Genomic DNA, 20,402 nt, shown 5'->3' with positions numbered 1-20,402 from the left:
GAAAAGTTATTAAAATTAATATATTAATGATAAATGGGAGGAGTAACTATGAAAAATAATCTGAAAAAATATATCAAATATATTTTAAGTGTAATATTAGTATTTTTTGTAGGGGTAAATGGTATGGAAGTTTATGCTTTGGAAGAAAGCAGAGATGTTTATTTATCTGATTTAGATTGGTTAAATGCTACCCACGGAGATGATACAAAAAGTAAAATTGTACAAAAAAATCATCCTTTCACTCCTGGTAATAATAATCAATCAACAAAAATTTCTTTAAAAATGGAGGATGGAAGTATTAGTGAATTTGAAAAAGGTTTAGGAACTATTGCAGGAAGTCCTTCTACTATAACATATGATATTTCAGGTGCTGGAGTAACTAAATTCTTTTCTTATCTAGGAATAGATAGAAGTGCAAATCCTATTAATGAGCAGTATGCAAAGGTTGATAAAATAGAAGTTGTTGTAGATGGTAAGGTAATATATTCTACAATTAATCAGTTTCCAAATGGATTAACATATGAAACACCTGCTATTAAGGTAGATCTTAATATCCCTGAAAATGCAAAAAGACTTCAACTGAAGAGCTACGCTGGAGAAAAAACTTGGGGAGATGAAGTAGTTTATGCAGATGCTAAATTTACAGCTAAGGGTGATTTTGTGAATCCAAATGATTGGACTCCTGCTGAAAAAAGAAGAGAAATTTCAAATGAGAAGCCATTGCTAATGATACCATTATATGCTAATGGATCTAAATATGAAAAAGGAGATTATGCTTTTTGGGGCGATGACACATTAGTTGGGAAGTGGAAAGAGGTTCCAGATGATTTAAAACCGTATACAGTAATACAATTACATCCAGATGATTTACCAAAAAGAGATGGAGTAGCAGCAGATTTTTATGAACATATGCTTAATGAGGCACAAAGTTATGTTAATCCAAAAACAAATAAGAATGAGCCAATACCTATTGTATTAACAGTTTATACAGCAGGAAATGTTCCAGGATATACAGCTGCTCATTGGTTAACAACTGAGTGGATAGAAGATATGTATTCAAAGTACAGCGCTTTACAAGGTGTATTTAGTACAGAAAATTATTGGGTTTGGACAGATAATGTAGAAAGTAACGCAGCAGAATACTTAAAACTTTCTGCAAAATATGGTGGTTATTTTATTTGGTCAGAGCAAAATAATGGAGGATCTATAGAAAAAGCATTTGGATCTAATGGAAAAACTGTATTTAAGGAAGCTGTAGAAAAGTATTGGGAAAACTTTATATTTATGTATAAGAATACTCCACAAGCTGAAGGAAATGATGCACCAACAAGTAGCTATATGACTGGACTTTGGCTTACTGACTATGCATATCAGTGGGGAGGATTAATGGATACATGGAAATGGTATGAAACTGGCAAGTGGAAGTTGTTTGAAAGTGGAAATATAGGTAAAACTCAAGGAAATAGACAATGGCTTACAGAGCCAGAAGCTTTATTAGGTATTGAAGCAATGAATATTTATTTAAATGGAGGATGTGTATATAATTTTGAACATCCAGCATATACCTATGGAGTTAGAAATGAAGAATCACCATTGTTCTCAAATGTGATTAAAGAGTTTTTCAGATATGTTATTAATAATCCTAGTCCTTCAAAAAATGAAATGCGTGCAAAAACTAAATCTTTATTATATGGTAATTTCACACAAAACGGAAACGGTAATTATTTTGTAGGGCTTAATACAGAGATGAGTCAATCTCCTGCGTATACAACTGGACGTTATGGAAATATTCCAGCAGTTCCATCTTCTATTGAACGCAATAAAATAGAGAGTCGTTTATCTGGAAGTCAGATTAAATTAATAGATATGAATTCATCAGAATTATCTAATATTACAAATAGAAAAGAATATTTTAATAAATTATATAAAGAAGAATATAATGGTAATATATTTGCTCAAAAATTAGATAATCGTTGGTTTATTTATAACTATAAGTATAATGAAAATATTAATCAAAAAGGATCATTTGATATTGCTAATATTAAATCAGAAGTTACATTAGAACCGCATACTTATTTAATTATGGAAGATAATAATCAATCAATTAATATTAAATTAAATAACTATAGAACCAATAAAGATTCTCTTTGGGAAGGTGCTAAAAATGCTGATGAAGCTAAAAAGTTACCAGAAATGAGCAAGGTAGATGCACTTAATTGGGTATATGATAGTTATATAAAAAATACTAATAATGGTGAAAAGAGAACTAGCGTAATTAAATTGATGAATATTGATAAAGCTCCAACTATTACAAATGTTAATGGAATAGAAGGAAGTTATGATATTCCAACAGTAAAATATAATAGTGAAACAAGAAGTGCAGAAATTACAATTAAAAACAATGGAAATATTGATTTTGATATTGTAATTAAGTAATTTAAATGCTTTTGATTAACTTATTTTTTAAAATTTATAAAATGAGGAGTTAGAATTATATTTCATAATTTAAATTTACAATAGGAATATTTTAAGAAAAATTTGAATATAAGATAATAAATAGCTTTAAGCTATAAACTTAAAGCTATTTATCACATAGTGGTTGCTATTGTAGATACCTCTTCTGTGCTCTAAGGTTTTTTGCTTACCTTAGAGCTTTTTTTTAATAAGAGCAAGCCTGTCTATAAAAGATCCAATTAATATCCCTATGGTGTAACAAAGTAAATCACTCCAAAGGAAGCCATGTCCAAGAACTAAGCCGCCAAGGGTTGTAGCTCTAATATTATTAATCCACTTTGCTTGATATATTTGGCTAAATTCTATTCCAAAGGAGAAAAGAATAGCGATTAAAAAAGAAGTATTAGTATTTAGTTTGGGAAGTAGAAATCTAAAGCCAAAATAAACCATAGTTGCCCAAAGGACATCACCTAAGTATGGTGATATTAAACTAGGAACATAGGACATGAATTTTCTAGATAAAAGACCAAGTATCATGGTTAAAATGGTTAATATAAAATATTTTTTTCTCATAAATTTATACCTTTCATTAAATTATATTTTATTAAAAAGCTTTATAGAAATCCTCATTAAGATTAGCTTAATTAGGTTCTTTTAAATCTTGGTTTAGTAAAGAGATAAACTTTATAATTAGTAATAGATTTAAAAGGTTTATTACCTAAATCATAGTTTTATAGGAATCCTATTGTTTAAATTATATCAGATAATAAAATGAAATTTATATTTTAATATATTCCTTAAGTTTTTGTGTTAATTATTGAAGATTATGAATAATATAAAAGTAATTAGATGTATTTAATTAAGCAATCAATTTTTAGGAGGCGCTATTTAGTGACTGATAGAGTAGAGTGTAAACTAAAAGCCAAAGAATTATTAAGAGGAAGATGGGAAAATGCTGTAGGAGCATGTTTGTTATTTTTTGTTTCAACATTTTTATTAAGTTTTTTATTATCTCCAATACCTGTATTCGGGTGGATTATAATTGCACTAATCTCAACATTTTTAACTGGAAGCTTTATAAAGTATTGTATTAAGCTAAATGAAACAGAGGGAAAAGTAAAATACTTAGAATGCTTAATAAGTTTCAAGACTACTCTTAAAATTTTATTATGTGATATTTTAATTGGATTAGTTGTAGGAATAGGTTGGATTATATTTACAATGATATTTTCAGTTGCTTTTATAGCTAGTCAAAGCATCGTAGTATTTATTGTAGTTCTTATTATTTTAGTTGCTTTAGGATTTTTTATAGAGGCAATATTATTCCCTGTACCTATGATATTGACAGAAGATGAGGGTGTTGGAGTAATGGAAGCTATAGAAATGAGCTTTAATATAACTAAGGGATATAGATGGAAGTATATAGTTATGAACTTAAGCTTTATAGGATGGATGATATTATCTTTCCTTACTTTTGGAATAGGTATGCTTTGGTTACAACCATATATGATGTTAACTTACTATCTTTTCTATAAAGGAATAAGAAGTGCTAACACTACTATTTAATAAAAATATACAAAGGAATAAAAATAAATTTTATCATAATTGATAAAACTATTATTTAATTAAAGAAAGATTAAATGAATAATAAGTAGTGAAATAGATAATTTAGAATAAAAGTTGAGATTGTTATTTAATTAAAAAAAGACTGTGCTAAAACTAAGAAATAAGATTTTAGCATAGTCTTTTTAATTATAATTATTTTGATGTGTTCTTTTCTTTTTTGAAAAATTTAAGATAAATGAAAATAATCACAGCAATAATTAAAATAGCTAAAGTGACAAAGGTGTATTTCTCCATTATTGAATTTATAAGTGGTAGATTATCACCTATAAAATATCCTAAGGAAACTAAAAAAATGTTCCAAATACTTATACCTAAAGAAGAGTATAAGATGAAATATTTTAAGCTGAATTTCTCAGCGCCAGCTAATAAAGATACATATGTACGAGTAAGTGGAACTATCCTAGCTAGCAATACAGCTGGCTTTCCATATTTTTTAAACCATTTATTTAATGCTAACATACTTTTTTGACTGCTTGGAAATTTACGTCCTAACCATTCTTGAAGAGGGACACCACCATAGTAGCCAATGGCGTAACAGATTAATGAACCTAATAATCCACCTATAATACTAAATATTATAACTCCAATAAGTGAAAATTCTCCTTGAGATGCACTAAGACCAAAGAAGGTTAAAACCACTTCACTAGGTAATGGGAAACAAGCATATTCTAACCCAACTATTAATAAGATTCCAAAGTATCCAAAGGAACCTACAATATCAATTAAAAATGTTAATAGAGATCCTAAAAACTCCATGCAAAATAATCCTCCTGTCTATTCTTAATTGGTATTATTAGATATAAATATAGACCATGCTAATACCGAATTGGCATGGTCTATAGAAAACTATAATTAAGCTGCTCTATTTTCTTTATTTGATTCTTGAACAGTGTTTGTTTTATTTTCAGTAAATTTTTCTCTTATAAATTTAACAAATTGAACAACTATGAAAGTACATAATGATAATCCATATATAGTTAATAAGTTATTAAGTGTAAGTGGAGCAACTTGGAATAATCCTTCAAATGCAGGTACTAAAAGAACAATGTTTAATAGTACAAATCCTACACCAAATGCAGCCCATAAATATTTATTAGAGAATAATTCTTTTGATACTACATGTTTTTTAGATTTACTGTTAAATCCGTGAACAAGTCTTGATAAACATAAAGTAGCAAAGGCCATTGTACTTGCTAATAGAGGTCCACCTTGGTTTAATCCAATATGGAAGGCTATCATAGTAACAATAGTAATAACTACACCTTCAAATAATACATCTGTAATGAAGTCTTTTGTTAATATAGAAGCATTAGCTTTTCTTGGTTTTTCTTTCATAACTTCTTTTTTATGAGGTTCAAGACCTAAAGCAATTGCAGGTAAACTATCAGTTAAAAGGTTTATAAATAATAAGTGTACCGCAGCAAATGGAACTGGTAATGCTAATATGGAAGCATATAATACTGATAATATACCAGCAGTATTACCAGATAATAAGAATTTAATAGCATTTTTAATATTTGAGTAAATATTTCTACCATTTTCAATAGCTTTTACTATGGTTGCAAAGTTATCATCTGTTAAGACCATAGAAGCGGCATCTTTAGCAACTTCAGATCCTGTAATACCCATTGCAACACCTATATCAGCTTGTTTTAAAGCAGGGGCGTCATTGACACCATCACCAGTCATGGCAACTACATTGCCTTTTTCTTGCCATGCTCTAACTATTCTTATTTTATGCTCTGGAGAAACCCTAGCATATACTGAAATGTGTTCTACCATATTCTTAAGTTCTTCGTCACTAACTTTATCTAAAGCAGAACCTTCAATAGCTTCACTTTCATCTTTTAATATACCTATTTGTTTTGCTATGGCAGAAGCTGTTATTTTATGGTCACCAGTTATCATTACAGGTTTAATTCCAGCTTCTATACAAGCTCTTACGGCTTCAGCAGATTCTTCTCTTGGTGGGTCCATCATTGATATAAGACCTATGAAGGTTAAGTCATTTTCATCATCAAGTTTTATATCTGTTCTACTTTCAATATTTCTATATGCAAAAGATAAAACTCTAAGACCTGTTTTTGAGAATTCTTGGTTAATTTCTTCTATTTTAGCTATATATTCTTTAGTTATAGGTCTAACCCCTTCAGAAGTTTCAATCTTAGTAGATCTTTTAAGAAGAACATCAACAGCTCCCTTAGTAGCTATAATATTTTCACCATGAATGTTATAAACAACACTCATAAGTTTTCTATCTGAATCAAAAGGAATTTCACCAAGTCTTTTAAATTTATCCCTTTGAACAAGTTCATCTACTCCGTATAAATCACCTAAGTTTACAAGGGCAACCTCAGTTGGATCACCTATTTCTTTTTCGCAATCTGTAATTGCATCATTACAAAGTAAACTCATAGTTAATAAATCATTATCTATTTTCTTTTCTAAATTTAATTCATTTGAATCTATTACTTTTCCATCAACAAAAATCTTTTTAACGGTCATTTTATTTTGAGTTAATGTACCAGTTTTATCTGAACATATAATAGATACACTACCTAAGCCTTCAACTGCTTGTAATTTTCTTATGATGGCATTTTCTTTAGCCATTTTTTGAGTTCCTAAAGAAAGAACTATTGTTACTATAGAACTTAAAGCTTCTGGGATAGCAGCTACTGCTAAGGCAACTGCAAACATGAATGCATCTATAATAGCTTCACCTCTATAAAGACTAAGAGCAAATACTATTGCACAGATAACAAGTATTCCAATTGCAAGCTTTTTACCAAAGTTATCTAAGTTAGCTTGAAGAGGAGTCTTCTTTTCCTTAGTATCATTTAATAACTGAGCTATTTTACCTATTTCAGTATCCATACCAACGGCTGTTGCTAAAATAGTAGCTCTACCATAAGTTACTAAGCTTCCAGAGAAGACCATATTTTTTCTATCACCAATAGGGATTTCTTCTCCTTTTATTATTTCAGACATTTTAACTATGCTTTCAGATTCTCCAGTTAATGAGCTTTCATTAACTTGTAAGCTATAGTTTTCAAGAATTCTACCATCAGCAGGAACATAGTCTCCAGCTTCAAGAAATATAATATCTCCAACAACTACATCCTTTGAGTCTATTTCTATTCTTTCACCATTTCTAAGCACTTTAGTAGAAGGTGAGGAGAGAGCCTTTAAGCTACTTAATGATTGTTCAGCTTTAAGATGCTGAATAGTTCCAAGAGTAGCATTTACTATTAATACGAATATGATAACAGCGGCACTTTCAATATCTCCTAAAAACATTGAAATAGCGGCAGCACATATAAGAATTATTATTAGCATGTCCTTAAATTGATCAAGAAATACTTGGAAAGTAGATTTTTTCTTACCTTCAACTAATTCGTTTTTACCATATTTTTCTTCCATGCTTTTAACTTCAGTGTCATTTAAACCGTCCTTGTTTACACCGAGTTCTTTAAAAAGTTCTTCTTTTGATTTTGAATAAACTTTCTTCATATTATTGTCTCCTTTCTTTAATATAAATTATTGATTAAGGATAATTTCTAACAAATAATATCTATGTATAGGAGGCAAAAAAATAAGACTCCTAATATAATCTAAGGAATAGTACATAAAATACCTTAAATTCCTTAGATTATATTAAAAGTCTTGTAACCAAATTGGTGTATAATACCAGGTAACTTTTCGTTAACCGCGATGTTGATATTATAGCTTGCAACTACTCCCTCTTAACACAATAGATATTAAATATTATTAAGTTTAATATCATATTATATCTCTTTGAGTTGTCTGTCAATAAGTTTTTATTACGAAAATACTATGATTTTATTAAGATTTTGAAAACCCTCTTAATAAATACTATGAGCTTATATAAAGATGTGTGAATAAAGGCTTTAGTAATTACGAAAAGAATAATAAGGTCTTTATTTCTTAGAATATTTTTATTGTAGAAGTTATATATTCTATGATAGTATGTAAAATAAAATTATGATTTAGTGTTGGAATAGATGTATTTATTGGAGGATGTGTATATGATGAATTCACATGAAATTGACTTTGAACTTTTTGGAGATGATATGCAATTTGTAGAGATTGAATTAGATCCAAGAGAAACTGTTGTTGCCGAGGCTGGAGCAATGATGATGATGGATAGTAGCATAGAAATGGAAACCATTTTTGGTGATGGAAGCAATAGTAGTGGATCAGGTGGATTTTTTGGAAAGTTAGGAGGGGCTGCTAAGAGGGTTTTAACAGGGGAAAGCTTATTTATGACTGCCTTTACAAATATGGGAGTAGAAAGAGAAAAGGTTGCCTTTGCTTCACCATATCCAGGAAAGATAATTCCAGTAGATTTAAGAAATTATGGTGGTAAACTTATATGCCAAAAGGATGCTTTTTTATGTGCAGCTAAAGGAGTAAGTATAGGAATTGATTTTAGAAGAAAATTAGGAACTGGGTTCTTTGGGGGAGAAGGATTTATACTTCAAAAACTTGAAGGAGATGGTATGGCCTTTATTCATGCTGGTGGTACTATTGTTAGAAAGAGACTTCTACCAGGACAAAAATTAAAAGTGGATACAGGATGCTTAGTTGCTATGACAAAGGATGTAAATTATGATATAGAGTATGTTAAAGGAATAAAGAATGCTGTCTTTGGAGGAGAAGGGATTTTCTTTGCAAGTTTAGTAGGACCAGGGGAAGTTTGGATTCAAAGCTTACCATTTAGTAGACTTGCATCTAAGGTTGTTTCATCTGCACCGCAGGTTCCAGGATCTAGAGATGTTGGGGAAGGCAGTGTATTAGGAGAGTTTGGACGATTATTCCAAGACTAGATTATAAATAAGATTATATATATAATAACTCTATTTTAAAATTATCAGAGCAAGTTTTAAAGTTTTCATTTTTAGAAAATATAAAATTAGTAATGTTTCATTTCTAAGATATAATAAACTAAATAGGTTATTTAATGTTTCTTATGTTCATTAAAATTTTTTTAGTGATAAAACTTTACATTAAAAGAATAAGTAGTTATAATACTATTTAATAACTTAATATGTACTTATATAAGTATATCGTATATGCTCGACGATATGGGTTGAGTGTTTCTACTAGGAGGCCGTAAACATCCTAACTACGAATATATAGGTGATTTCTATATTTTTTTGTGAGATTATTATATATTCCTAGGCTTTTTGGCTTAGGAATTTTTTTAATTCATATAAAATTATTATGTAAAAGCTTTAATTAAGCTTTCTTTTTAATATGCTTTATAGGAATTATCTTTGTAGTAAAGTAGGCCTCTACATAGAGCTTTAATAGATTCAATTAGAAAATTCTAAACAGAGTTATTTATTATAATGAAATAATTTTTATAGCAGGGGGAAAAGGAAGATGGAAGCATTAAAAGAAAAGATATTAAAAGAAGGAAAAGTTAGAGCGGGAAACATACTTAAAGTTGATTGTTTCTTAAATCACCAAATGGACATAAAATTCCTTAATGAGGTTGGTAAGGAATTTAGAAAAAGATTTGAAGGTGAAAAAGTAGATAAAATACTTACAATAGAAGCTTCAGGAATAGCTATTGCAGGGATCGCATCTCAATACTTTGATTATGTTCCAGTAGTTTTTGCTAAAAAGACTGAAAGTTTAAATTTAGATAAAGATGTTTATGAATCAAATGTACATTCATTCACAAAGAAAAAAGATTACAAAGTTAGAGTTGGAAAGCAATTTTTAAATAAAGGCGAAAGAGTTTTAATAATTGATGACTTCTTAGCTCAAGGATGTGCAACTAAAGGAATGATAGACTTAGTTGAGCAAGCAGGTGCTGAGTTAGTAGGAATAGGAATAGTTATAGAAAAAGGATTCCAAGACGGAAGAAAAGTTTTAGAAGATTTAGGGGTAAGAGTTGAATCTCTTGCAATAATAGATAAATTAGAAGATAATAAAGTTTACTTTAAATAATTTATAGAAACTTTTAGCACATAAGTTAGTTACATAATAAATATAAAGATATTGTTTAAAGAAGTTGTATCAAAATAACATGTAAATAAAGCTTAAAAATAATATAAAGTTTTATATATTCATAAGTTTTATTTATTAGTTTTGATATAGCTTCTTTTTCTTTATAAAAATATAGAGCTTTAATTTGTTTTATGAAAGTGTTAAAAAAATTAATTTTATAAACTTAGTGTTGAATAATTATTAAAATTTTCTTTCAAAAACAATGCGAAACTGACAACTTTTAAGAAAGTAAAAAGTTTTTAATTTTAATCAAAAACCACATTATAAGCTAATTTGAGCAATTTTAAGATATAACAACTAAAATTATATAATAGGGCAGAAAATGAAAGTTAATAAAAGTAAAATGTCATTTTTGGAGCTTTTAAATTTTCTTAATAAGTATATAATAGAATTTGTGTTAAAAACTTAGAAAAAGAGGAATTATAATGAACAATAAGCAGAAGGGAATAAGTCTAGTTTTAATAGCGACAGTTTTTTGGGGCATAATGGGCATAAGCAGTAGAATCCTATATGAAGCGGGATTAAGCACAATGTTTATAGCTTTTAGTAGAAGTTTTTTATCTTCTATTTGCTTTTTTATTTGGATAATGATAACTGATAGAAAAATTTTAAAGATAGATCCAAGAGGCTTAGCTATTTCAGCATTATATGGAATAGGAACTTTTGCCTTATGTTTTATTGGATATAACTTGTCCGTAGAATATATACCTATATCTGTAGCTACAGTATTGATGTTTACTAACTCAATATGGGTAACAATCTTTGGGGTATTATTCTTTGGTGAAAAGTTCAATATGAAAAAGGGATCTGTTATCCTATTAACTTTAGTAGGATGCATAATGGTTTCAAATATGTCTTTAGGACATTTTAATATGAGTGCAATAGGAATAGCTGCTGGATTAGGAACAGGATTTTTATTTGCTTTTCAAATAATATTTCCTAAATTTTTTAGTGGTTATAGAAAAGACACATTGCTTATTTATGGCTATATATTTGCAAGTATATTTATAGGTTTATTTACAGATTTTAAAGAATCATTTGATATAATTGCAAATGCACCTAATATTGGGGTGGTCATATTAAATATATTATCTATAGGTATTTTAAGTACATTTATATCTAATACATTCTATATAAAATCAACTGAATACATAGAGGCTAGTGTTACTAGTATATTAGCTTCTATGGAACCAGTACTATCAAGTATATTTGCTTTCTTTATTTTTGGAGAAGTATTAAATGGTAAGCAAATAGTTGGTGCTATATTAATAATTATAGCTGCCATAATATTAGAGTTGAAATTAGATAAAGAAAGAATAAACAATGTATTTAAGTTGAAATTTATAAATCAAAATTAATTAGCTAATAAGTTATAATATAAATTTTAAAAATCCCTGACTTAAAATGAATATTATAAATTATTGATTAGGCTGTATCTATTTAGATGCAGCCTTTTTTTATTCAATAAAATATTTCTTAATGATGAATAAAGTGTTAACATATAATGTATAAAGCAAAATTTACTAAATTTAAAAGGGTGATTAATTTATGGAGATTTTTAAAAAGCAAAGCTTAAAAAGAATACTTAGCGAAGCAAATGAAAATAAGGAAAGAACCCTAAGTGCTTTGGATTTAACACTAATGAGTGTTGGGTCAGTAATTGGTACTGGAGTTATGGTTTTAACTGGGATTGTTGCAGCTAAACAGTCTGGGCCAGCTACCTCCATAGCATTTATTGGAGGAGGAATTGCGGCGGCTATAATTGTTTTATGCTATGCAGAATTTAGTTCAAGTATTCCAAGTGCTGGAGGGTCTTATTCATTTACTTATGTCTCCTTAGGTGAGATTATTGCATATATATCAGGATTGTGCATTGTTATTGGATATACATTATCTACAGCTACAGTAGCATCGGGATGGGGATCTTATCTTTTAAGTCTTTTAGATATTCTAGGAATAAAATTACCAAAGACATTTACAGCTATTCCAAGTGAAGGGGGAATAGTAAATCTACCAGCAATGATATCAATTTTATTTATAGTTTTTGTAATATCTTTAGGTACTAAAGAAAGTAAGAAGGTTAATGATATTATGGTATTTATAAAGATTGCAGTTATTGCTTTATTCATAGGAGTTGGAGTTTTTCATGTAAATACTAGTAATTGGCATCCATTTGCTCCCTTTGGAGTTAAGGGTATAGTCACTGGAACAGCTTCTTTATTCTTTGCTTATTGTGGATTTGATGCAACGGCCTCAGCTGCTGAAGAGGTTAAAAATCCACAAAAATCTTTACCATTAGGTCTTATAAGTTCTTTAGTAATATGCACAATTATATACATAGCTGTCTCCTTAGTCTTAACAGGAGTAACCTCATATACTAATTTAAATGTTGGTGATGCATTATCCTATGCTTTAAAATTAGTAGGGCAAAGGGGAGTTGCCTTTGTAGTATCCTTAGGAACTGTAATAGGAATCCTTGCCGTAATATTTGCAGGTAACTTTACAACATCACACATACTTTTAGCCATGAGTAGAGATGGATTATTACCAAAATTCTTTAGTAAAGTTGATAAAAAAGATGTGCCATATACAGCATTATGGACTGTTGGTATAATAGGTGCCTTATTAGCAGGATTTTTTAATCTAGGACAGTTAGCTAACTTTGCTAATATAGCCTTTTTATTAACATATACTTTAGTTTGTATATCTTTAATAGCCTTTAGAAAAAAATATCCTCATGTAAAAAGAGGGTTTAAAACTCCATTGGTACCATTTATTCCTTTACTAGGGGCATTTAGTTGCTTATTTTTAATGAGTAATTTATCAGAAGAAATATGGAAAATATTTATTGTGGTTTTAGTTTTATTAATCATAAGTTACTTAGTTTATGGAAGAAAGCATTCATTAATCAATAAAAACAATGATAATTAATATAGGGATTTTATTTTAGAATTAATTAAATTAAAAGAGTTATAAAGCTAATAAAAGTATGTTTTTAATTATTTTTAGTTTGATTATATTTAAAATGAAATAAAGTCTTTTAAGTTATATAAATAAAAAGAGCTATAAAAGTTTTTTAAAATTTATAAGTTTTTTAAAGAGGATTATAAACCCTTAGAACTCATAAATTATTTTAAAATCTTTTGTAGCTCTTTATTTGTGTTGTATATTATGAAGTTTAAAATTTCCTATTTTCTTTTAGAATCATTTTTTAAATTGTTTTTTAAAATTACCTTTTAGAAGTTCCTTAATATAAAAGCTATTGAGGTTTTGTATTTTCCTTATTTGGATCTTCTTTTTCAAAGTAAATCTTAGCATTTTTTAATTCAGGATTAGATAGAATATAAGCATTAATAGCATCTTTATCAATGTAATCTTTAGAGTGATTTATAATAAACACAGGTAATTCATTATCTAAAACTCCACTGTAAACTTTAGTTATATCATCAAACTTTCCTGGTAATGATGAAGTAACTGAGTTTAATGCTGATGTAACATTATTATTGATACTAGAGTTATTTTTTCCTTTATTTATTTCTAAATCACCTATAAAACCAGAATCCTGTTCTTTAATTTTATCTAAATACATTTTTAATTCAGGGAAATTATCAGTTGATTGTTGAATTATAAGTTTATATCCGCTGAAATTATAATATTTTAATGCCTCTTGTAATTTTTCTTCCTCTGAATTATCTATGGTGTTACCTATTATAACTAAGTCTATTGTTTTATTCTTTGTGTTTATTTCCTTGTTAAGAATATATTCAGAAGGCATTTCATTTTCAATAAAGTTACTAAGATTAGCATTGTTTAAAAAGCTATTAACCATAGTTGCTGCTGAGATTAAACTTGGTATAGTAACTAAAATAGTTGAAACTATGATCATTTTTTTTAGTTTCTTTTGTTTTACTTCTGATAAAGTATTTCTAGTTGGTATTTTCATAAATTTCACAACAAGTAAGGTTGAAAGTGCTATGAAAAATGAGTTTATAAAAAATAAGTAACCTGCACCTAAGAATATATGAATGTTTTTAGTTGCTAAACCATAACCGCTTGTACAAAGTGGAGGCATTAAGGCAGTTGCTATGGCAACTCCAGGTAAAATATTTCCTGATTTTTTACGAGTTATACCTATTATTCCTGCAATTCCTCCAGTAAAAGCTATTATTACATCCCATATATTAGGAGCGGTTCTAGATAAAATCTCACTTCCTGCACTGGATATTGGACTTAAAGAAAAATAAATAGTGGCAGTAGTTATACTTATGAATATTTCTATTATTAGTATAATTGCAGATTTTTTTAAAAGTTTTAAATTATAAATTCCTACTGAATATCCGATGGCTATTATTGGTCCCATAAGTGGAGAAATAAGCATTGCACCTATAATAACAGCAGTAGCATTCATATTTAAACCAACAGAGGCTATTATTATGGCACACATTAATATGATAAAATTAGCCCCACCTATATTAACCCCATCTAATATATTTTCATGAATTTCATCATATGTAGCTTGATCTTTCTTAAATTCATTAAAGAATCTTTCCTTAGTAATACTCACATTAATTCCTCTTTTCCTTTAATTTAAAAATAAGTTCAATAACCTATATTTTAAGCTAATTAACATTGTATGTCACTTTTCAAATCTTATGTAAATAGATGATAACTTTAAGATGGATTGAAAAAGCTAATTAATTTAAAATTTTTTATAATGATAATATTTCTTTTAATTATATAATTTTCATGTTTATACAATTAAAATAGAATTAAATATTTAAAACAAGGCATAATCTTATTAAAGATAATTGTTTATTAATTTGGGGAGTGATTTTATGTTAAGTAAAGATACTATTAAAAAAGTACTTTCTGTAGCTCTTAGTGCAGGAGGAGACTTTGCAGAAGTTTTTGTTGAAGAAAAGTTAAATAATAATATTGTATTAACTTCAGGGGCTGTTAAGGATATTATTTCAGGAAAAGATTATGGAATTGGTATAAGAATTTTTAAAGGGCTAAAGTGCATATATGCATATACCAATGACGATTCCATTATAAGTTTAGTTAATACTGCTAAAAAGGCGGCTTTAGCTTTAGGGGACGTTATAGATGGACATACAGTTAATTTAAATTTAGTTGAAAGAATAAATACCAATATTCATCCTATTTTATATGTTCCTTCATCTATAAGTTCAGCTAAGAAAATTGAGAAAATGAAGGAAGCTTACAAGGGAGCAAAGGGATATAGTGATGAGATATCTCAAGTTACGGTTACTATGAAGGATGAGGATCAAAGGGTTTTAATTGCTAATAGTGAAGGATTATTTACTGAAGATAGAAGAATAAGATCAAGGATAGCCATAAGTTCCATAGCTTCAGATGGAATAGATAATCAAGCTGGAACAAGATCTCCAGGGGCATCTATGGGATTTGAATTTTTTGATACCATAGATTTAAGTGATTTAGGAAAAGAAGCCTCTAAGTCAGCAGTAACAATGCTTCATGCAGATTATTGCCCAGCGGGTAAGATGACTGTGGCTATTGAAAATTCCTTTGGCGGGGTTATATTCCATGAAGCTTGTGGTCATTCCCTTGAGGCCACTGCTGTTGCTAAAGGAAATTCTATATTCTGTGATAAACTTGGTATGCAAATAGCTTCTAAAAAGGTTACTGCAATAGATGATGGAACTATAGCTAATGCATGGGGTTCATTAAATATAGATGATGAGGGAGAGCCAACTAGAAGAAAAGTTTTAATAGAAAATGGAATACTTAAATCATATATGATTGATAAGTTTAATGGAAGAAGAATGGGTATGCCTTCTACAGGAAGTGGAAGAAGAGAATCTTATAAATATGCTCCTACTTCAAGAATGACAAATACCTTTATAGCAAATGGTGAAGATGATAATGAAAAAATCATAAAATCTATAGAAAATGGATTATATGCTAAGCAAATGGGTGGAGGATCAGTAAATCCTATAACTGGCGATTTTAATTTTAACGTTCTTGAAGGATACTTAGTTAAAAATGGAGTGATTGATAGGGCTGTAAGAGGAGCTAGTTTAATAGGAAATGGTGCTGATATCTTAATGAACATAGATATGGTTGGAAAAAACTTAGACCATGGGCAAGGAGTTTGTGGATCCTTAAGTGGAGCAGTCCCAACTAACGTAGGTCAGCCACTTTTAAGAGTTAAAGAAATTACAGTTGGGGGAAGATAGGAGGTATTTGTTATTATGGAATTTAAGGATTTTAAAGAAAGATTATTTAATAGAGCTAAGGAACTTAATTTTGAAAAATATGAATTATATTATGGTAAAAGTGAATCATTAAATATTACTTCATCTAATGGAGAAGTTGAAAGATATGGATTAAGTACTACTATAGGAGTTTCTTTTAGAGGTATATATAAGGGGAAAATGGGATACTCATATACAGAGAAATTAGATGATGAATCAATAGAAATCTTACTTTTAAAAGCAATTGAATGTGCTGAACTTGTAGAAAGTGAAGATGAGGAGTTTATATTTAGGGATAAAGCTAAGTATGTAGAAGTAAATTCCTATGATGAAAATATTAGTAGCTTAACTCCAAAGGAGCAAATAGAAAAGGCTCTAAAGTTAAGCAATGAGCCATCAAAGATAAACTCTGAAATAATAAAAAGTGAGTACACTAAATTTAATACAGCTAAGTTAGAGAGAGTAATAGTTAATTCAGAGGGAATTGATTTAAAAGAAGAAAAAACTATTGTTCAAGCTACAATTTCTCCTATAGCTAAAGATGGAGAAAATATGATTGTAGATGGAGCTTCTAGGGTTTCAACTAAGTTAAATGATGTTAATATAGATGAATTAATGAAGAAAGCAATAAATAATACTTTAAGAAAAAAAGGATCTACTTCCATAAAATCAGGTAAATATAAAGTTATTATAGATGGAGAAGTTATGGCTTCCTTAATAAGAACTATGGAAGATAATTTCTTAGGTCATATAGCTCAAGAAAATAAAACACTTTTAAAGGATAAAATTGGAGAGAAGGTTGCTTCTAGTAAAGTTACCCTTGTGGATGATCCTTTCTTAGAGGGAGGAATTTCAACTTGTTCCTTTGATGATGAGGGGGTACCTACAAGAGTTAAAAATATAATTGAAAATGGAGTTTTTAAAGGATTTTTACACAGTTTAAAAACTGCGAAGAAATCAAAGGTTAATCCAACTGGAAATGGCTTTAAAGCAGGATTTAAGTCCACAGTAAAAGCAAGTCCTACTAATCTTTATATAAAAGAAGGGGATAAGTCCTTTGAAGAGCTTTTAAGTTCTGTGGAAAATGGAATTTATATAATAGACTTAGCAGGTCTTCATTCAGGTGCAAATGCAGTAACAGGAGACTTTTCCTTAGCTGCTGAGGGGATAAAAATAGAAAATGGAGTTTTAACTAGGGCAATAAAACATATAACTATTGCAGGAAACTTCTTTGATTTACTAAATAATATTGAAGAGGTAGGAAATGATTTAGAGGAAAGTGGAGTAACTTCTGGATATGGTAGTCCAAGTATTCTTATTAAGGAACTTTCTGTAGCTGGAGAATAATATTTTTTATTAATAGTTTTATACTATAGGGGCTATACCAAAAATAAGATTTAAGGGTTTGTATTAAAATAACTTTTTATAAAACTTGCAAATAGTATAAAGAAAATATCTATATAATTTTTAGAAGGATGTTTAGAGTAATAATTCCAAAATCTTAGTGGAATATAGTAATTATTAAAGGGATTGACTTTGTATCTTTATAGGAAAATTATGCTTAAATAATGTGGGAATTTAACCATAAAAGTTAACAAAGTGTTAAAATAAAGGTATAAACCATTTGGGGATAATTTACTATAAGGAGTGGTTATTCATGATAACAAAAGATCTTGAAAAAAAGCTAGAAGGATTAGGAGCTTTTGAAATTAGTAGCAAGATGTTAAAGTTAGCTAAAAACAATGAAAAGCACAATAAATTTTTGAATGCAGGAAGAGGAAATCCTAACTGGATAAATACTGAAGGAAGACTAGCCTTAAGTAGAATAGTGGAATTTGGTGTTTTTGAATCAAGAAGAACTATACATGATGGAAATTTAGCTGGATACACCAATTTAGATTGTATATATGAAAGATTAATGGATTTCTTAAATGGGGGTCATGAAGTAGATAAATTTTTACGTGATGCCATAGATTATAGCATTAAAACTTTAAGTGTTAATAAAGATGAATTAGTTAAAGAATTTGTAGATGGAGCAATTGGAAATGATTATCCAGTTCCAAATAGATGTTTAGTAAATACAGAAAAGATTTTAAAATTGTATTTAGAAAAAGAACTTTTTGGAGGAGTAAAATTAGCTAAGGAAACTAATGTATTCCCAACAGAGGGGGGAACAGCAGCTATATGCTATATATTTAATTCATTAAAAGAAAATGGACTAATAAAAGCTGGAGATAAGATTGCTATAAACACTCCAATATTTACACCTTACTTACAAATACCAGAATTAAAAGATTATGAGATGGTTGAAGTAGATTTAATTTCAAAGGAAGAAAATAATTGGGTTATAGAGGATTCAGAATTAGACAAGTTAAGAGATAAGGAGATTAAAGCCTTATTTTTTGTAAATCCTTCAAATCCAGCTTCTAAGGCTTTAAGTGAAGAGGCTTTAAATCACATAGCTGATATAGTTAAAGAACGTAAGGATTTAATGATAATAACTGATGATGTTTATGGAACCTTTGTTGAAAACTTTAAGACTATATATTCCGTAGTACCGTATAATACCTTATTAGTTTATTCCTTCTCTAAATTATATGGTGTAACAGGATGGAGATTAGGATTAATAGCTGCTAATGAAAATAATGTTTTTGATGAGTTAATAAGTAAATTACCAGAGGAAAAATTACAGGATTTAGATAAAAGATATGGCCTTGTAACTTTTGAACCAAGAAAGTTTAAATTTATTGAGAGGATTGTTGCAGATAGTCGTTCAGTTGGCCTTTATCATACTTCAGGCTTATCAACACCTCAACAAATTCAAATGGCTTTATTTGCTTTAACTTCATTGATTACTAAGGGCAGAGATCCATATATAGAAAGCTCTAAAAAATTAGTAAGAGAGAGATATCATGATTTATGTTATACCCTAGGAATTAAAGAAGATGATAGTAGAGAAAATGCTAAATACTATTCATTAATAGATATTTATGAGTTAGCCGGAGATTTATATGATGATAAATTTAAGGAATATCTAAAGGAAAACTTTGAACCTATTGATTTCTTATTACGTTTAGCAGAGATAAATGGAGTAGTCTTAATGGAGGGAGTAGGTTTTGGAGCAGCACCAGGAATATTGCGTGTATCTGAAGCTAACTTGCCAGATGAGGCATATAAGAAAATAGCAAAACAAGTTTTAGAATTGTTATCTGAATATTATAATCAATATAAATCACAAAATTAGTATAGAATAAGTTATATAGAAAAAAAGGCAAGCTTAAAAATTAATAGTAGGTAAATAATAAAAGTAAGGCAAGTAATATTAGATATTATTTGCCTTATTTTTATATTTTAGAAGTTTTATTTAAAATCATTAGAGTTATGGTTATAACAATTATTATTAGTAGAATATATAAAATTTTATATGAAAAATATATAGTATAATTAATTTATGTATTTAGCCGAATACTATTAATCTAGAGATAATAAATACATGTTTAGATATTTATAATGTTAATTTTAGTTTAATATGTGTAAATAATTAAAAAGGAGATGATGTTTATGAAGGAAAGTTTAATAAAAAAGGGATATTACAATTCTCCTATAGGAATTTTAGAGATAATAGAGTCAGATGGACATATAGTAGAGATTAATTTTGTAGAAGATGATAATTGTTTAGAAGAATTTATTAGTGAAGAGATAGAAAAGTGTAAAATAGAATTAGAAGAGTATTTTAGTGGTAGAAGAAGTGAGTTCTCAGTAAAGGTTGACTTAGCAAAGGGAACTGAATTTCAAAGAAAGGTATGGAATGCTTTAAGGGATATTCCCTATGGAGAGACAGTTTCATACAAAGAAATAGCTGAGAAAATAGGAAATCCAAAGGCTGTTAGGGCTGTAGGAGGAGCAAATAATAAAAATCCTATTCCTATAATAATTCCTTGTCATAGAGTTATAGGAAAAGATGGATCATTAACAGGATATGGTGGGGGATTAAGTAAAAAGGAATGTTTACTTAATTTAGAGAATGAAAATAAGTAGTATTTA

The 20,402-nt window shown here is 28.6% G+C and carries 14 protein-coding genes and 1 riboswitch; of the genes, 10 read left to right on the top strand and 4 right to left on the bottom strand.

The window, feature by feature from the left end; genetic code table 11:
- Positions 1-48: 48 nt before the first annotated feature.
- Positions 49-2,436 (top strand): glycoside hydrolase family 98 domain-containing protein, encoded by a 2,388-nt coding sequence (locus I6G60_RS14810; RefSeq protein WP_011009745.1) that lies wholly within the window; start codon positions 49-51, stop codon positions 2,434-2,436.
- A gap of 210 nt (positions 2,437-2,646) precedes the next feature.
- Here the strand turns inward: I6G60_RS14810 and I6G60_RS14805 are convergent, their stop codons facing one another.
- Positions 2,647-3,027: a ribosomal maturation YjgA family protein gene (locus I6G60_RS14805; protein ID WP_003457984.1), complete on the bottom strand. Its 381-nt coding sequence runs from the start codon at positions 3,025-3,027 to the stop codon at positions 2,647-2,649.
- A 318-nt stretch (positions 3,028-3,345) separates the two neighbouring features.
- Here I6G60_RS14805 and I6G60_RS14800 point away from each other — a divergent pair, with 318 nt between their 5' ends.
- Entirely contained in the window at positions 3,346-4,020 is a 675-nt protein-coding gene (locus tag I6G60_RS14800) for a DUF975 family protein (RefSeq protein WP_003457977.1), read from the top strand.
- Between the two features lie 192 nt (positions 4,021-4,212).
- Here the strand turns inward: I6G60_RS14800 and I6G60_RS14795 are convergent, their stop codons facing one another.
- Both I6G60_RS14795 and I6G60_RS14790 read right to left on the bottom strand, forming a co-directional pair.
- The gene (locus tag I6G60_RS14795) at positions 4,213-4,836 is read right to left on the bottom strand and encodes a DedA family protein (RefSeq protein ID WP_003458062.1); all 624 of its coding nucleotides are present in this window, start codon (positions 4,834-4,836) and stop codon (positions 4,213-4,215) included.
- Positions 4,837-4,932: 96 nt separating this feature from the next.
- Entirely contained in the window at positions 4,933-7,590 is a 2,658-nt protein-coding gene (locus I6G60_RS14790) for a calcium-translocating P-type ATPase, PMCA-type (RefSeq protein WP_110035036.1), read from the bottom strand.
- A 536-nt stretch (positions 7,591-8,126) separates the two neighbouring features.
- Here I6G60_RS14790 and I6G60_RS14785 point away from each other — a divergent pair.
- From I6G60_RS14785 to I6G60_RS14770, 4 genes are all read left to right on the top strand, one after another.
- Complete coding sequence (locus I6G60_RS14785; protein WP_111744007.1) at positions 8,127-8,927, top strand: TIGR00266 family protein; 801 nt, start codon at positions 8,127-8,129, stop codon at positions 8,925-8,927.
- A gap of 220 nt (positions 8,928-9,147) precedes the next feature.
- A riboswitch (purine riboswitch) is annotated at positions 9,148-9,249 on the top strand.
- 237 nt (positions 9,250-9,486) lie between these two features.
- Entirely contained in the window at positions 9,487-10,059 is a 573-nt protein-coding gene (locus I6G60_RS14780; protein WP_004457565.1) for a xanthine phosphoribosyltransferase, read from the top strand.
- A gap of 485 nt (positions 10,060-10,544) precedes the next feature.
- Positions 10,545-11,477 (top strand): DMT family transporter, encoded by a 933-nt coding sequence (locus I6G60_RS14775; RefSeq protein WP_003458020.1) that lies wholly within the window; start codon positions 10,545-10,547, stop codon positions 11,475-11,477.
- A 190-nt stretch (positions 11,478-11,667) separates the two neighbouring features.
- The gene (locus I6G60_RS14770) at positions 11,668-13,050 is read left to right on the top strand and encodes an APC family permease (protein WP_011590140.1); all 1,383 of its coding nucleotides are present in this window, start codon (positions 11,668-11,670) and stop codon (positions 13,048-13,050) included.
- A gap of 328 nt (positions 13,051-13,378) precedes the next feature.
- Here the strand turns inward: I6G60_RS14770 and I6G60_RS14765 are convergent, their stop codons facing one another.
- Positions 13,379-14,683, bottom strand: a complete 1,305-nt coding sequence (locus I6G60_RS14765) for a TIGR00341 family protein (protein ID WP_011590141.1) — start codon at positions 14,681-14,683, stop codon at positions 13,379-13,381.
- A 271-nt stretch (positions 14,684-14,954) separates the two neighbouring features.
- Here I6G60_RS14765 and I6G60_RS14760 point away from each other — a divergent pair, with 271 nt between their 5' ends.
- The 4 genes from I6G60_RS14760 to I6G60_RS14745 all read left to right on the top strand — a co-directional run bounded on the left by I6G60_RS14760 (position 14,955) and on the right by I6G60_RS14745 (position 20,396).
- Entirely contained in the window at positions 14,955-16,340 is a 1,386-nt protein-coding gene (locus tag I6G60_RS14760; RefSeq protein WP_197925501.1) for a TldD/PmbA family protein, read from the top strand.
- A gap of 15 nt (positions 16,341-16,355) precedes the next feature.
- Entirely contained in the window at positions 16,356-17,705 is a 1,350-nt protein-coding gene (locus I6G60_RS14755; RefSeq protein ID WP_111744010.1) for a TldD/PmbA family protein, read from the top strand.
- Positions 17,706-18,015: 310 nt separating this feature from the next.
- Positions 18,016-19,602: a bifunctional aspartate transaminase/aspartate 4-decarboxylase gene (locus tag I6G60_RS14750; protein ID WP_111744011.1), complete on the top strand. Its 1,587-nt coding sequence runs from the start codon at positions 18,016-18,018 to the stop codon at positions 19,600-19,602.
- A 317-nt stretch (positions 19,603-19,919) separates the two neighbouring features.
- Entirely contained in the window at positions 19,920-20,396 is a 477-nt protein-coding gene (locus I6G60_RS14745; protein WP_011590144.1) for a methylated-DNA--[protein]-cysteine S-methyltransferase, read from the top strand.
- Positions 20,397-20,402 lie beyond the last annotated feature (6 nt).

The sequence above is a fragment of the Clostridium perfringens genome, assembly GCF_016027375.1.
Lineage (GTDB): Bacteria > Bacillota > Clostridia > Clostridiales > Clostridiaceae > Sarcina > Sarcina perfringens.
Note: the sequence above shows the minus strand (reverse complement) of the source record. Positions and strands in the feature narration are given on the sequence as shown.